This is a genomic window from Ectopseudomonas khazarica, from assembly GCF_004521985.1.
Classification (GTDB): Bacteria; Pseudomonadota; Gammaproteobacteria; order Pseudomonadales; family Pseudomonadaceae; genus Aquipseudomonas; species Aquipseudomonas khazarica.
Genome location: NZ_SBHZ01000005.1, coordinates 163324 through 176090, shown reverse-complemented (window position 1 = coordinate 176090; position 12767 = coordinate 163324). Strand labels below are relative to the sequence as shown.

Below are 12767 nucleotides of genomic sequence, written 5' to 3'. Positions count from 1 at the left end.
GCCGGTCGCCGGGACGGATTTTTCCGGTTGGATACTTTCGAGGGAGGCGCCTCATGCGTTTACCGCGCATGCGTAACGTTATGGCCTGGACGCTGGTGGTGGTGCTGTTGATCGTGGTCGCTCTGCTCGGCGTGCGCATTGCCGGGTTGTCGTCATTGCCCGAGTTGCAACCCTGGCACCGTCTGGTGCCGCAGGAGCTGGATGTGGACCAGCTGGACGCCGCCGACTGGCAGGCCTATCTGGCCGCCGAGGCGGCGCTGTTCGAGCGCCTCGAGCGCGAGCTGGTCGAGCCGGTCACCCAGGCCGGGAACGCCCGCTACAGTCGTTATGCCAGTGACAGCCCGGTGTATCCCGGCAACCTGCCGCACGACTGGAACCGCTCCTTCATCCTGCAGCCGCAGGGCGAGGTGCGCGGTGTGGTGGTGCTGTTGCACGGTCTGACCGATTCGCCCTACAGCCTGCGCCATATCGCGCAGCACCTGAGCGAGCAGGGCCTGCTCGCCGTGGTGCCGCGCATGCCGGGCCACGGCAGCGTGCCGGCGGCGCTGACCGATGCCCGCTGGGAGCAGTGGCTGGCCGCCACACGGCTGGCGGTGCGCGAGGCGCGCCGTCAGGTGCCGGACGCGCCGCTGTACCTGCTCGGCTACTCCAATGGCGGTGCGCTGGCGCTGCGCTACAGCCTGGCGGCGCTGGAGGACGAGCGCCTGGCCATGCCCCGGCAACTGGTGCTGATCTCGCCGATGATCGGCGTCACCAGCTATGCCCGTTATGCCGGGCTGGCGGCCTTACCGGCGGTGCTGCCGGCGTTCGCCAAGTCGGCATGGATGAACGTGCTGCCGGAGTTCAACCCGTTCAAGTACAACTCCTTTCCGGTGCAGGCGGCGCGGCAGACCTATGAGCTGACCAGCGAGGTGCAGCACGCCTTCGACGCCGCCGAGACCTCCGGCCGCCTGCAGCGTCTGCCGCCGGTGCTGGCGTTCCAGTCGCTGGCCGACAGCACGGTGAGTACCCCGGCGGTGGTGCGTCAGCTGTTCGAGCGCCTGCCGGACAACGGCAGTGAGCTGGTGGTGTTCGATATCAACCGTTCGCGTGCGGCCAGTTCGTTGCTGCGTGCGGACATGAGCGACCTGCTCGAGGCGCTGCTGCCCTCGGCCAGGCGCAACTACGACCTGACGGTGGTCGGCGTGGCCGCCGATCAGGGGCGCGAGGTCGAGGCGCGGCGCGTGGCCAGCAGGTCGAGCACCAGGCGCTGGTGGGCGAGTACCCGAGCCAGCTGTTCTCGCTGTCGCACGTGGCCCTGCCATTCCCGCCTGGCGACCCGCTGTACGGCAGCGACCCGGTCGCGGGCGAGTCCTATGGTGTTTCGCTCGGTACCCTGGCGCCGCGCGGTGAGCACGGCGTGCTGGTGGTGGGGCTGGACAGCCTGCAGCGGGCGACATCCAACCCCTTCTACGACTACCTGCAGCAGCGCATCGAGCAGCGCCTGCGTTAGGCCGGGAGGTGGACAGCGCCGGCTGCCCACCCGGCCGCAGGGTTACAGGCGGAAGCGACCGACCAGGCCGTCCAGCTGCGTGGACAGCGCCTGCAGGTCGCTGCTGGCCTGGCTCAGCTGGTCGGCGATATGGGTCGTGCCGACGGTCAGCTCGTTGATGTCGACGATGTTGCGGTTGATGTCTTCCACCACGCTGGACTGTTCCTCGGTGGCCGTGGCCACCTGGATGTTCTGATCGCTGATCTGGCCGATATGGCTGTTGATCTGCTCCAGCGCCGCCGAGGCCTTGCTCGCGTACTCGACCACCAGGGCGCTCTGGCGTCGGCCCTTGGCCATGGCCTCGACCGCCGAGCGTGATTCGTTCTGCAGGCGGTCGATGACCTGCTGGATCTCCTCGGTGGAGGCACCCGAACGGCTGGCCAGGGTGCGCACCTCGTCGGCCACCACGGCGAAGCCTCGGCCCTGTTCGCCGGCGCGGGCGGCCTCGATGGCGGCGTTGAGGGCGAGCAGGTTGGTCTGTTCGGAAATGCTGCGGATGGTGTTGAGCGTGGTGCTGATGGCCTCGGTCTGCGCGGCCAGCGCTTCGATCACCTGGGCGGCCTGTTCCAGCTCGCCGTTGAGGGCGTCGACCTGCTGCTGCGCCTGGCCGACCACGGCACCGCCGTCGCTGGCATGCTGGGTGGCCTCGCGGGCGACTTCCGCCGCGTTCTCGGCGTTGCGGGCGATCTCGTTGACGGTCGAGCCCAGCTCGTTGATGGCGGTGGCCACCTGCACCGTGCGGTCGCTCTGCGCAGTGCAGTTGCTCTGGGTCAGGCTGGCGCGTTCGGCCACGTCGCGGGCCATGCTCGACAGCTGGCGCGAGTTGTCGGCGAGCTCGCGCATGGCGCCGTGGACCTTGTCGATGAACTGGTTGAAGCTGCGTGCGATCTCGCTCAGCTCGTCCTGGCCGGGCAGGTCGATGCGGGTGTTCAGGGCCAGGTTGTCGGCGGCCTGGCCGAGGCTGTTCTGCAGCACCGCCACGCGGCGGCGCAGCTGGATGACGATCAGCCAGGAGATGATCATCGAGACCAGCAGGCCGATGGCGATGATGGCGATCTGGCGAGTCAGGCCGCTGTCGTAGCTGCGGGCGCTGTGCTGGTTCTGCTGCTCGGCCTGCTGCAGCAGTACGTCGAGCAACTGGTTGGCGCCCTGGCGCATCACGCCGTAGGTCTTGGCGTACTGGTCGCGATAGATCTGCTGGGCCTTGGCCATGTCGCCGGCATCGAAGGCGGCGAGCATCGGGTTCAGCTCGTTGCTGACCATGCTCTCGAACTGGTCGAGCAGCTGCTGCGCCTGGGCCTTGCGCTCCGGGTTGACCTGTGCGGCCACCGCCTGACGCATGGCTTCGCGCATTTCCGGAATGTCTTCGTTGCGCGCATCCTGGACGCGTGACTTCACCCCGCGCTCGTCACGCAGCGGCGTGTCCTGCAGCAGCATCATGTCGAGGCCGACGCGCATGCGCGGGATGCGTGAGGCCACTTCGGCCATGGCACGCATCGGGGCGGCGGTGTTCAGGTAGAGCACTTCCGTATCGCGGTGCATGCTGGACATGCTGTTGAGACTGGTCAGCGCCACCAGCAGCAGGGCGATGCAGGGGATGGCCACCGCCACGATCAGGCGGGTTTTCAGTGAGAGGGCGTCGAGACGCATGGGAAGGCTCCGGTCCGAGAACATATGCAGCGCAGCAGCCGGTCACCATGACCGGCCAGTATTGCCGTTGTTGTATCGGCCGCGACGCCACAGAACATGAGGGCGGTTCGGGAGGTTTTGTTTGCCCGTTCGTGGCGGGCGACGGCAGGCGAGATCGGAACCTGCGCGGTGGCACGCGAGGGTGCACTTGCCGAGCCGGCGTGAGCGTGCGCCTGTGCAGCGGGGCAAGGCCGCGAGACGGAGATGCAGAATGCGCCGCAAGAGGGCTTGCGGCGCATTCCGGGTCAGGCCTGCAGCAGGGCATCCAGTTGGCCGGCGCGGTCCAGCGAGGCCAGGTCGTCGAAGCCGCCGACGTGGCGCTGGCCGATGAAGATCTGCGGCACGCTGCGCCGCTTGCTGCGTTGCAGCATCTCGGCCAGGCGCCCCGGGGAGCGGCCCACGTCGATCTCGTCGTAGCTCACCCCCTTGCGCTTCAGCAGCGCCTTGGCGTTGAGGCAGTAGGGGCAGTGATCGCTGGTATAGAGCGTTACGTTCTGCATGGTGCACCTCGGGGTGATCAGACCGCGACCGGAGGGAAGTCGACGTCGGTTTCGGCCAGGTTGTTGAGGTAGTTGGTCAGCGTCATCAGCGCGACGTTGGCCACCACTTCGACGATGGCCGCGTCGGCCAGTCCGGCCTGGCGTGCGGCCTGCAGCTGTGCGTCAGTGAGGCGGCCACGGTGGTCGATGACCTGCCGGGTGAGGCGCGCCACCGCATCCAGCTCGCCGTCGCGGGCACTGCGGATATCCGCGTCGCTGAGGCCGGCCTTGCTGCCGAACAGGGTGTGCGCCGCCAGGCAGTATTCGCAGCCGTTGACCTGCGAGCTGGCCAGCGCCACCACTTCGCGCGCCCTGGCATCGAGCGTGCCCTTGCCCAGGGCCTGCGACAGGGCGAGGTAGCCGCTCAGGGCGGCGGGCGCATGGGCCAGGGTGGCGAAGGTGTTGGGCACGAAGCCGAGCCCCTTGCGGATGCCTTCCAGTTGCGCCTGGGCGCTGGCGGCGGTCTGTTCGAACGGCAGTGCGGTGATGCGAGTCATGGTGATTCTCCAGTCTTGGTTGGGGGAGCCTGTGTTTCAAGCCTGGAGCCATGCTAGTGGAGCGTTCTGGCTTTTCGGATTCAGATCGTCGATCTTATGCGACAGATCGTCCAGAAGTGCGAGGTGCCCGTGGATCGCCTGTCCAGCCTGCTGCATCACTTCAACCTGCATGCCAGTACCTTTCACCGCGGGGGGTTCTGCGGCACCAACAGCTATGGCGCCAACGAGGCGCATGGCCACATCCATCTGCTGCGGGCGGGGCGCCTGAGCTTTCGCGACAGCGACGGCCATGAGCTGCGTCTCGAGGAGCCGAGCCTGATGCTGCTGGCGCGGCCTCGCCTGCATCGGATGAGTGCCAGCGAGGCCGATGGCGCCGAGCTGGTCTGCGCGACCCTGGCCTTCGATGGTGGTTTCGACAACCCGCTGGCGCGGGCGCTGCCCGGCGCCATCGTCAAACCCCTGCGCGAGCTGCCGAGCCTGAACGGTTGCCTGGACTGGCTGTTCGCCGAGGCGGCAGGCGACGACTGCGGGCGCGAGCTGGTGCTCAACCGTCTGTTCGAACTGATGGTGATCCAGCTGCTGCGTCATCTGATGAACAGCCGCGAGCTGGCGTCCGGGATGATGGCGGGGCTGGCCGAGCCGCGCCTGGCACGCGCGCTCAATCAACTGCACGAGCGGCCGCAGCATGGCTGGTCGGTGGCCGAACTGGCGACGCTGGCGGGTATGTCGCGGGCCAGCTTCGCCGCGCACTTCCATCAGGTGGTCGGCGCCACTCCGGCGGATTATCTGGTCGGCTGGCGCGTCAGCCTGGCGCAGAAACGCCTGCGCGAAGGCCGGCCCATGGCATTGATCGCCGACGAGGTCGGTTATGAAAGCCCCTCGGCGCTGGCCCGTGCCTTTCGCCGCAAGGTCGGTCTCAGCCCCAGCGAGTGGCTGCGCCAGGGCGTTCAGTAGGCGAAGTGAGCGATGGCCTGCCTGACCTTGTCCAGAGCCGTCTGCAACTGCTCCAGGGGCAGCGAACCGAGGGCCAGGCGCAGGGCGTGCGGTACCTGCTCCGAGGTGCTGAACTGCTCGGCGCTCGATACCGCGACGCGCGCCTGCAGCAGGCGCGCAACCACCTGATCGGCGCGCACATCCTCCGCTAGCGGCAGCCAGAGAAAGTAGCCTGCCTCATGCCCCACCAGGGGCACGCCGGCCAGCATGCGTCGAGCCAGTGCCTGGCGGCGTTGGGCGTCTCGGCGTTTCTCGCTTTCCAGGCGGGCCAGCGTGCCGTCTTCGATCCAGGCGCAGACCAGTGCACTCATCACGCCGGGCGTGTTCCAGGTGGTCGCACGGATGTTGCGCTCCAGCGCGGCGACCCAGGTTTCGGGCGCGCTCAGGTAGCCCACCCGCAGGCCCGTGGCGATGTTCTTCGAGAAACCGGACACATGCACCGTGCGTTCGGGCGCCAGCGCGGCCAGTGGCGGTGGCGCCGAGGTGGCCAGGAAGGCGTAGGCGGCGTCCTCGATGATCAGCAGGTCATGCTGCCGGGCAATCTTCACCAGGCGCTCGCGCTGCGCCAGGTCGAGCACCCAGCCCAGCGGGTTGTGCAGGGTCGGCATGCTGTAGATCGCCCGTACCCGACGCTTCTCGCAGAGCCGCGCCAGCGCCTCCAGGTCGGGGCCGCTGGCGCTGCAGGGAATGGCCAGCAGCTCCAGGCCGCGCGCTTCGGCCGCCGTCTTGAAACCGGGGTAGGTGAGGGCGTCCACCGCGACCACGTCGCCCGGCCTGAGCAGCGCCTGCACGGTCGTCGCCAGGCCATGCTGGGCACCACTGACGATCAGCACCTGCCGGGCGCTGACAGGCAGGCCCTGGCTGCTCAGGTGACGGGCCAGCAGCGCCCGCTCATGAGGACGGCCGGCATGCGGCTGATAGCGCAGCAGCGCGTCCAGGTCACCGCACAACGCCAGCTGGCGCAAGGCCTGGCGCAGCAGGTCGGCCTGGCCGGGCAGCGTCGGGTAGTTGAAGTTGAGGTCGAGCAGGTCGCTGGCGGTCGCCTGCTGATCGATGCCGTGTCCGGGCGCCAGGGTCGTCTCGCGGACGAAGGTGCCGCGTCCGGTTTCGCCGCTGACCAGGCCCATGGCATGCAGCTCGGCGTAGACCCGCGAGGCGGTGACCAGCGCGATGCCGTGGTCTGCGGCCAGCTCGCGATGGGTGGGCAGGCGCGTGCCGGGTGCCAGTACGCCACGGCGAATGTCGTCGGCCAGGCGATCGACGATCTGTTTGTAGCGTGCCAGCGGCATGGCGGTTGTATCCATGACAATAATTTGATTGTCATGATCCGTGCGCCGAAGCTGGCTGGCAACCCACCTGCACTGACGGAGTTGCCATGCACATCGCCATTCTCACCTTCGACGCGTTCAACGAACTCGACTCGCTGATCGCCTTCGCCATCCTCAAGCGCATTCGTCAGCCGGGCTGGCGTGTCAGCATCGCCAGCCCGGATGCGCGGGTGACATCGATGAACGGCCTGGTGATCGACGGCCAGATCGATCTGCAGCAGGCCAGCGCGGCCGACGCGGTGATCGTGGGCAGCGGCATGCGTACCCGCGATGTGGTCGCGGACCCGGCGCTGCTGGCCCAGCTGCGTCTCGATCCGACGCGGCAACTGCTGGCCGCGCAGTGTTCCGGCGCGCTGATCCTGGCCCGGCTCGGGCTGCTCGACGATGTGCCGGCCTGCACCGACCTGACCAGCAAGCCCTGGGTGCAGGAGGCGGGGGTAAGGGTGCTCGACCAGCCGTTCTTCGCCCGGGGGAACGTCGCCACGGCGGGCGGCTGCCTGGCGTCGGTCTATCTTGCGGCCTGGATCGCCGCGCGCCTGGCGGGTGTCGATCAGGCGCGCGAGGCGCTGCACTACATCGCGCCGGTGGGCGAGAAGGAGCAGTACCTGGCCACGGCCATGGCGGCCATCGGGCGCTACCTGCCGAACGCGACCTGAGGCGCCCGCGCTGCCTGCGGGATTCGTGTCGGCCGGGCAAGCTGTCGTACCATCGCGCCTCGCCCCAGTTTCATGAGCCCTCGCGCATGTTCGAAATCACCCCCATCAGTCCCGAGCACTACCGTCAGCAGACTCGCCGCAGTACCGCGCTGGTCGCGCTGATCTTCGTCGCGCTCGCCATGTTGCTGGCCACACTCAGCGTGCAACTGTTCGGCGAGCCGGGCGCTGCCGACAATTTCCGCTGGAACCTGCTTGGCGTCGCGCTCGGTTTCGTCCTCACGGTGGTGCTGGTGCGCCAGCAGTTCTGGCACCGCGAGTGGATGGCGGCGGCGGTCTATGGCTGGCGGCTCAAGCGCAGCCTGATGCGCATCACCAACGTCATGCATCACGTCAGGGCAGGGGTGGCGCAGGAGGACGAAACCGCGATGAAACTGCTGCGCTTCTACCACCTGGGCGTGACCCAGATGCATCAGCTCGACGGCAACAGCAGCGAGCTGAGCCAGATGGTGCACGAGATCGACGCACATCGGGACGTCATGCTGCAGCGCGGGCTGGAGCTGGAGCAGACACGACTCGATCCCGCATGGCTGGAGCAGGTGAAAGCCGTCAAGGCGTAGGGTGTGGCGCTGTTTCGACGGCGTTCGCCATGCGTTACCCATGATCTGGCCTTGCCAGTCACCCTGACGGTAGCGGGCGATTTTCAGGCAGTGCTCGCACACACCACTCGACGACGCCCCGCGCCGGCCTGATCGCCTCCCTCCAGTCTGTGCCAGTTCGGCTTCCGCTGCCGGGTCCGGATGACTCTTCTGCTGTCTCAATGACTCTTTTCGCTTGTTGTCATTGAGATATCTTTATTCATATCTATTTGTTTTTATTGATAAAAATAAATGGCACGCAATCTGACTGTCTCCAGGCGCAATGCCCATTACAGGAGAACACAGATGAAACACATTGCCTTGCTTGCACTTTCCCTTGGCCTGCTGGCCGTCAGTAGCGCGCAGGCCGCCGAGGTGCTGGCCGAGCGCGCAGACAACTCGGTGGGCGCCGGTTTCGGTGGCTTGTCCGGCCTGATGCTGGGCGCTGCGGCGGGCGGTCCGGTCGGCGCCGTGGTCGGTGCCCTGTTTGGCGGCTGGTCCGGCGCCCAGGTGCAGGATGCCACGGGACACAGCGGGACGGCCTATGTGGTGCGTCACGAGGATGGTCGCGAGCAGTGGGTGCGCTCACCGAACGCACGTTTCGACGTCGGCCAGCAGGTGGACATGCACGGCATCCGTTTGCTGGCGCAGTAAGTCGATTGCGCTGCGTCCGGCTGGCGCGGCGCTCACGCTCTTCTTTCTTCGGGGATCTTCATGAATACGAGTTTTCAGGGCCGCCTGGCGGTCGTCACGGGGGCGAGTTCGGGTATCGGGCTGGCGGTGTGTGAGTTGCTGTTGCAACGCGGCGCGCGGGTCATGGCGTTCTCGCGGAGCCTGGGAGGTCTGCCTGCATTGCAGGCGCAGTATCCCGAGCAGCTGCATTGGTGCGCGGGCGATGTCACCGACATCGAGGCGCTGCATGGCCTGGCCGAGCGCGCCGGGCGCCTGGGCCCGGTCGACTGCCTGGTACCCAATGCCGGTATTGCCCGCCTGGCGCCCGGTTGCGACATGCAGGCGTTCGAGCAGCAGTGGCAGGTCAACGGTGCCGGCGCGATCAACACCTTCCAGGTGCTCAGGCCTCACCTGGCCAGGCCCGCTTCGGTGGTGTTCATCAGTACCTTCCTGCGCCAGCTCGGCTTTGCCGGGCTGGGCGGCTACATCGCCAGCAAGGCGGCGCTGTCGGCGCTGGTCCGCAGCCTGGCGCTGGAGCACGCCAGCGAAGGGCTGCGGCTCAATCTGGTGTCGCCAGGGCCGACCGCCACGCCGATCTGGGGCAGCCTGGGCCTGGCCGAGGATGCACTGGCCGGAGTGGCCGGCGAGGTGAACCGGCGCCTGGTCGACGGCGAGTTCCTCACGCCACGGGCCATTGCCGAGGTGGTGCTGTTCCAGCTGGGCAACGGCGCCAGCGGCGTGCATGGCCAGGACTGGGTGGTGGACAAGGGCTACACCCTGCAGTGAGCCGGCTTCGGGGCGCCCGCTGTGGCGCCTCGTCAGACGACATATCCACTGACATTTCCTCCTCTTCCGAGACGGCGCTTAAAGGTTGCTGAAAGGTTGCCGCCTTAGCCTCCGCCCGCGCCTTTGTCGTGCCTACAAGAAAAAGAGGAGAAGTGGTTTGTTGACCCTGATTGGCCTGTTGACCATCTGCAGCCTGGTTGTGCTGCTGCTTATCGGGCGCATGTCGCCTGTCCTGCCCCTGATCGTCGTGCCGCTGCTGGGAGCACTGGCTGCCGGCTTCGGCCCGGAGGCCATCTCCGGTTTCTTCACCGATGGCATCGGCCGCGTGACGGCGATCGCCACCATGTTCGTGTTCGCCATCACCTTCTTCGGCGTGCTGCAGGACACCGGTCTGTTCCGCCCGCTGATCGGCGGCATGGTGCGGCTGACGCGTGGCAACGTCATCGCGGTGACCGTGGCCACGGCGGTGATCGGCATGCTGGCGCACCTCGATGGCGCCGGCGCGACGACCTTCCTGCTGACCGTTCCCGCGCTGTTGCCGCTGTACAAGCAGCTGCGCATGAGCCCCTACCTGATGCTGCTGTTGCTGGCGCTGGGCGCCGGTATCTTCAACATGCTGCCCTGGGCCGGGCCGCTGGGACGCGCTTCGGCGGTGACCGGCATCGAAGTCACCGAGCTGTGGCGTCCGTTGATCAGCATCCAGGCCATCGGCGTGGTGCTGCTGATCACCCTGGCCGCGCTGCTGGGCTGGCGCGAGCAGCGCCGTATCGCAGCCGGGCAGTCGGCCGACGAAGGCGTGCTGGTGGAAACCAGCAGTGACCTGCACGAGCCGACAGCCGAGGAGCGCGAGCTGGAGCGGCCCCGCCTGCTGTGGGCCAACTCGGCGCTGTTCCTCGCGGTGCTGGTCGCGCTGTTCTCCGGCGTGCTGCCGGCGGGCTACATCTTCATGATCGGCCTGTGCCTGGCGCTGCTGGTCAACTACCCCGGCGGCAAGGCGCAGATGCAACGCATCTCGGCGCACGCCCCGGCGGCGTTGAGCATGGGCATGATCATCCTGGCGGCGGGCTCGATGCTCGGCATCCTCACCGGCACCGGCATGCTCACCTCCATCGCCCAGGATCTGGCGCAGGTGCTGCCGGCACCCCTGGTGGGGCAGATGCATATCGTGCTCGGCCTGTTCGGCCTGCCGATGGAGCTGATGCTCAGTACCGATGCCTACTACTTCGGGTTGCTGCCGGTGACGCTGGAGGTGGTCGGCGGCCAGGGCGTCGAGCCGGCGAGCGTGGTCTATGCGCTGACCATCGGCAATATCATCGGCACCTTCATCAGCCCGTTCTCGCCGGCGCTGTGGCTGGCGCTGGGCCTGGCCGGACTGGATCTCGGCCGCCACATCCGCTACTCGCTGTGGTGGATGTGGGGCTTCTCGCTGGTGCTGTTCGGCGCGGCCTGGGCACTGGGGCTGTTCTAGCCTCGTCGGGTACGTGCGTCACTCACGCCCGGGCTGGCCTGGGCGTGTTGCATCGGTCAGCCCTGTCCTCAGCTGATGTCCACCTGGTAGCGGAAGTTCTCCGCCGCCGCGCGTGACAGGCGGTATTCCAGTGGCGTGCGGTCGTAGCCGAGCGCGGTTCGCTCGATGGCCACGCCCGGGCTGGCCTGGGCGTGTTGCATCGGTCAGCCCTGTCCTCAGCTGATGTCCACCTGGTAGCGGAAGTTCTCCGCCGCCGCGCGTGACAGGCGGTATTCCAGTGGCGTGCGGTCGTAGCCGAGCGCGGTTCGCTCGATGGCCACGGCGGGGCTGCCGCAGGTGACGTCCAGGGTCGCGGCGAGCTCGTCGTCGGCGGCGGACACCGTCAGGGTCTCCTGGGCGGAGGCGATGCGCTGGCCGCAGTGCTGTTCGTAGAAGGGGTAGAGCAGTTGCGGGAAGTCGGCCGGCGCGACATCCAGCAGCGCCTCGAAGCGGGAGGCGGGCAGCCAGATGCGCTCGTGGAAGAGCGGACGCCCGTCGATCAGGCGCAGACGCTGCAGGTGCACGCACTGTTCACCGGCGGCCAGCTTCAGGGCCTGGCCTGCGGCGGTATCGGCGGGGGCCAGCCGGCAGTCGAGAATGCGGCTCTCCGGTACCTGCGGCTGCCCGCTGGCGCTGACCTGGCGGAAGAAGCGAAACAGCGAGCCGTCGAAGTTCGGTCGACGCACGAAGGTACCGCGCCCCTGGGCGCGCAACAGCAAGCCCTCGGCAACCAGGGTTTCCACGGCCTTGCGCACCGTTCCCACCGCCACGCCGTACTGGCGGGTCAGCTCCGCTTCGGTGGGGATGGCTTCGCCTGGCAGCCATTCGCCTGCGGCGATCTTCGCCAGCATCTCGTCACGCAGCCGCTGATACAGCGGCAGGCGTTCGTCGTGTCCCAGAGCCGTGCTGCTCATAAACCTCAAATCCGAATTTCAACCGGTCGTCACTTTACCACTGGGCCGTGCGTTGACAGCAGTCGATCTGTACCTATACAGTCATCTATTCATATATATGACTGAATGTCTGTATAAAAAGAGCTGCTGCCAAGGTCGGCTCGAACAATAATCGACAGAGGTATCGCTTCGTGACGCCCATGCCCAATGCCGTCATCACCGGCATAGACACCCACGCGCACATCTTCCGGCGTGATCTGCCCATGGTTGCCGGTCGCCGCTACAGCCCCGACTACGACGCCACGGTGGAACAGTATCTGGCCCACCTGGATGCCTGCTGCCTGTCTCACGGGGTGCTGATCCAGCCGAGCTTTCTCGGCACCGACAATCACTACATGGTCGCGGCGCTGCAGCGCTTCCCCGAGCGCCTGCGCGGTGTCGCGGTGGTCGATGCGCAGATCAGCGACGGTGAACTGGATGAGCTGGCTGCCGCTGGCGTGGTCGGTATCCGCCTGAACCTGATCGGCAAGCTGCTGGAGGACTACACCGGCCCGGCCTGGAGCGGCCTGTTCCGGCGCCTGGCCCGGCGTGGCTGGCAGGTGGAGATCCAGCGCGGCTTCGCGGACCTGGCGCTGGTGGTACCGGCGATCCTGGAATCCGGGGTGACCGTGGTGATCGACCATTTCGGCCTGCCCGCCGCGAGTGTGCAGCTGGATGACCCGCAGCATGCGCCGTTCTTCGACCTGCTCGGCCAGGCGCCGGTCTGGATCAAGCTGTCGGCCGCCTACCGCAGCCAGTCCGACCTGGCCCGTGCGCGGGCCATCGAGGCGCGTCTGCGCGAGGCCTGCGGCGGCGTCGGCCGCTTCCTCTGGGGCAGCGACTGGCCGAATACCCAGTTCGAGTCGCAGACCCGCTACGATGAGCAGTTCGCGCTGCTCGAGGCCCTTCTGCCCGACCCCGAGGAGCGCCGTCGCGTTCTGGTGGACAACCCCGCAACGCTGTTCGGTTTCGCCCACGCGTAACCGCCTGCACCAGAACAAC

General features: G+C 67.5%; 13 protein-coding genes and 1 pseudogene. 8 read left to right on the top strand and 6 right to left on the bottom strand.

The annotated features are described in order from the left end of the window. Nucleotides 1-53 precede the first annotated feature (53 nt). Nucleotides 54-1492: pseudogene (locus tag EPK82_RS24995) on the top strand (alpha/beta hydrolase). Between the two features lie 42 nt (nt 1493-1534). On the opposite strand, the gene EPK82_RS08130 reads toward EPK82_RS24995, so the two are convergent. From EPK82_RS08130 to EPK82_RS08120, 3 genes are all read right to left on the bottom strand, one after another. Further along, the gene (locus tag EPK82_RS08130) at nt 1535-3181 is read right to left on the bottom strand and encodes a methyl-accepting chemotaxis protein (RefSeq protein WP_037048785.1); all 1647 of its coding nucleotides are present in this window, start codon (nt 3179-3181) and stop codon (nt 1535-1537) included. Nucleotides 3182-3465: 284 nt separating this feature from the next. Then, on the bottom strand, nt 3466-3720 hold the full coding sequence (gene grxC, locus EPK82_RS08125; protein ID WP_037048783.1) for a glutaredoxin 3: 255 nt from the start codon (nt 3718-3720) through the stop codon (nt 3466-3468). Nucleotides 3721-3737: 17 nt separating this feature from the next. Further along, nucleotides 3738-4256 carry a carboxymuconolactone decarboxylase family protein gene (locus EPK82_RS08120; protein WP_037048781.1) on the bottom strand — a complete coding sequence of 173 codons (519 nt, stop codon included), beginning with the start codon at nt 4254-4256 and terminating at the stop codon, nt 3738-3740. Nucleotides 4257-4352: 96 nt separating this feature from the next. Here EPK82_RS08120 and EPK82_RS08115 point away from each other — a divergent pair, with 96 nt between their 5' ends. Further along, entirely contained in the window at nt 4353-5210 is an 858-nt protein-coding gene (locus tag EPK82_RS08115) for an AraC family transcriptional regulator (RefSeq protein ID WP_244229885.1), read from the top strand. On the opposite strand, the gene EPK82_RS08110 is transcribed toward EPK82_RS08115, so the two are convergent. Beyond that, nucleotides 5204-6538 carry an aminotransferase-like domain-containing protein gene (locus EPK82_RS08110; RefSeq protein ID WP_134676355.1) on the bottom strand — a complete coding sequence of 445 codons (1335 nt, stop codon included), beginning with the start codon at nt 6536-6538 and terminating at the stop codon, nt 5204-5206. The two genes, EPK82_RS08115 and EPK82_RS08110, sit on opposite strands and share 7 nt — an antisense overlap. Nucleotides 6539-6624: 86 nt before the next feature. Between EPK82_RS08110 and EPK82_RS08105 the strand changes: the two genes are divergently transcribed. The 5 genes from EPK82_RS08105 to EPK82_RS08085 all read left to right on the top strand — a co-directional run bounded on the left by EPK82_RS08105 (nt 6625) and on the right by EPK82_RS08085 (nt 10794). Continuing rightward, nucleotides 6625-7233, top strand: coding sequence for a DJ-1/PfpI family protein (locus EPK82_RS08105; protein WP_134676274.1), 609 nt, complete (start codon nt 6625-6627; stop codon nt 7231-7233). A gap of 86 nt (nt 7234-7319) precedes the next feature. Beyond that, nucleotides 7320-7850: a DUF3087 domain-containing protein gene (locus EPK82_RS08100; protein ID WP_134676273.1), complete on the top strand. Its 531-nt coding sequence runs from the start codon at nt 7320-7322 to the stop codon at nt 7848-7850. Nucleotides 7851-8174: 324 nt separating this feature from the next. Further along, nucleotides 8175-8522: a hypothetical protein gene (locus EPK82_RS08095; protein WP_047585030.1), complete on the top strand. Its 348-nt coding sequence runs from the start codon at nt 8175-8177 to the stop codon at nt 8520-8522. A 60-nt stretch (nt 8523-8582) separates the two neighbouring features. Next, nucleotides 8583-9326: an SDR family NAD(P)-dependent oxidoreductase gene (locus tag EPK82_RS08090; RefSeq protein WP_134676272.1), complete on the top strand. Its 744-nt coding sequence runs from the start codon at nt 8583-8585 to the stop codon at nt 9324-9326. A 157-nt stretch (nt 9327-9483) separates the two neighbouring features. Then, on the top strand, nt 9484-10794 hold the full coding sequence (locus EPK82_RS08085) for a CitMHS family transporter (protein ID WP_134676271.1): 1311 nt from the start codon (nt 9484-9486) through the stop codon (nt 10792-10794). 68 nt (nt 10795-10862) lie between these two features. Here EPK82_RS08085 and EPK82_RS08080 read toward each other — a convergent pair whose 3' ends face one another. Both EPK82_RS08080 and EPK82_RS08075 read right to left on the bottom strand, forming a co-directional pair. Next, nucleotides 10863-10994 (bottom strand): hypothetical protein, encoded by a 132-nt coding sequence (locus EPK82_RS08080; RefSeq protein ID WP_394346195.1) that lies wholly within the window; start codon nt 10992-10994, stop codon nt 10863-10865. Nucleotides 10995-11009: 15 nt separating this feature from the next. Further along, nucleotides 11010-11747: a GntR family transcriptional regulator gene (locus EPK82_RS08075; RefSeq protein WP_134676270.1), complete on the bottom strand. Its 738-nt coding sequence runs from the start codon at nt 11745-11747 to the stop codon at nt 11010-11012. A gap of 179 nt (nt 11748-11926) precedes the next feature. Here EPK82_RS08075 and EPK82_RS08070 point away from each other — a divergent pair, with 179 nt between their 5' ends. Beyond that, nucleotides 11927-12748, top strand: a complete 822-nt coding sequence (locus tag EPK82_RS08070; RefSeq protein ID WP_208651103.1) for an amidohydrolase family protein — start codon at nt 11927-11929, stop codon at nt 12746-12748. The last annotated feature ends 19 nt before the right edge of the window (nt 12749-12767 follow it).

What these genes read in the sequence shown, in the direction of transcription:
- EPK82_RS08130 (WP_037048785.1), bottom strand. Translation starts at nt 3,181, where the DNA reads ATGCGTCTCGACGCCCTCTCACTGAAAACCCGCCTGATCGTGGCGGTG.
- grxC (WP_037048783.1), bottom strand. Translation starts at nt 3,720, where the DNA reads ATGCAGAACGTAACGCTCTATACCAGCGATCACTGCCCCTACTGCCTC.
- EPK82_RS08120 (WP_037048781.1), bottom strand. Translation starts at nt 4,256, where the DNA reads ATGACTCGCATCACCGCACTGCCGTTCGAACAGACCGCCGCCAGCGCC.
- EPK82_RS08115 (WP_244229885.1), top strand. Translation starts at nt 4,353, where the DNA reads ATGCGACAGATCGTCCAGAAGTGCGAGGTGCCCGTGGATCGCCTGTCC.
- EPK82_RS08110 (WP_134676355.1), bottom strand. Translation starts at nt 6,538, where the DNA reads ATGCCGCTGGCACGCTACAAACAGATCGTCGATCGCCTGGCCGACGAC.
- EPK82_RS08105 (WP_134676274.1), top strand. Translation starts at nt 6,625, where the DNA reads ATGCACATCGCCATTCTCACCTTCGACGCGTTCAACGAACTCGACTCG.
- EPK82_RS08100 (WP_134676273.1), top strand. Translation starts at nt 7,320, where the DNA reads ATGTTCGAAATCACCCCCATCAGTCCCGAGCACTACCGTCAGCAGACT.
- EPK82_RS08095 (WP_047585030.1), top strand. Translation starts at nt 8,175, where the DNA reads ATGAAACACATTGCCTTGCTTGCACTTTCCCTTGGCCTGCTGGCCGTC.
- EPK82_RS08090 (WP_134676272.1), top strand. Translation starts at nt 8,583, where the DNA reads ATGAATACGAGTTTTCAGGGCCGCCTGGCGGTCGTCACGGGGGCGAGT.
- EPK82_RS08080 (WP_394346195.1), bottom strand. Translation starts at nt 10,994, where the DNA reads ATGCAACACGCCCAGGCCAGCCCGGGCGTGGCCATCGAGCGAACCGCG.
- EPK82_RS08075 (WP_134676270.1), bottom strand. Translation starts at nt 11,747, where the DNA reads ATGAGCAGCACGGCTCTGGGACACGACGAACGCCTGCCGCTGTATCAG.
- EPK82_RS08070 (WP_208651103.1), top strand. Translation starts at nt 11,927, where the DNA reads ATGCCCAATGCCGTCATCACCGGCATAGACACCCACGCGCACATCTTC.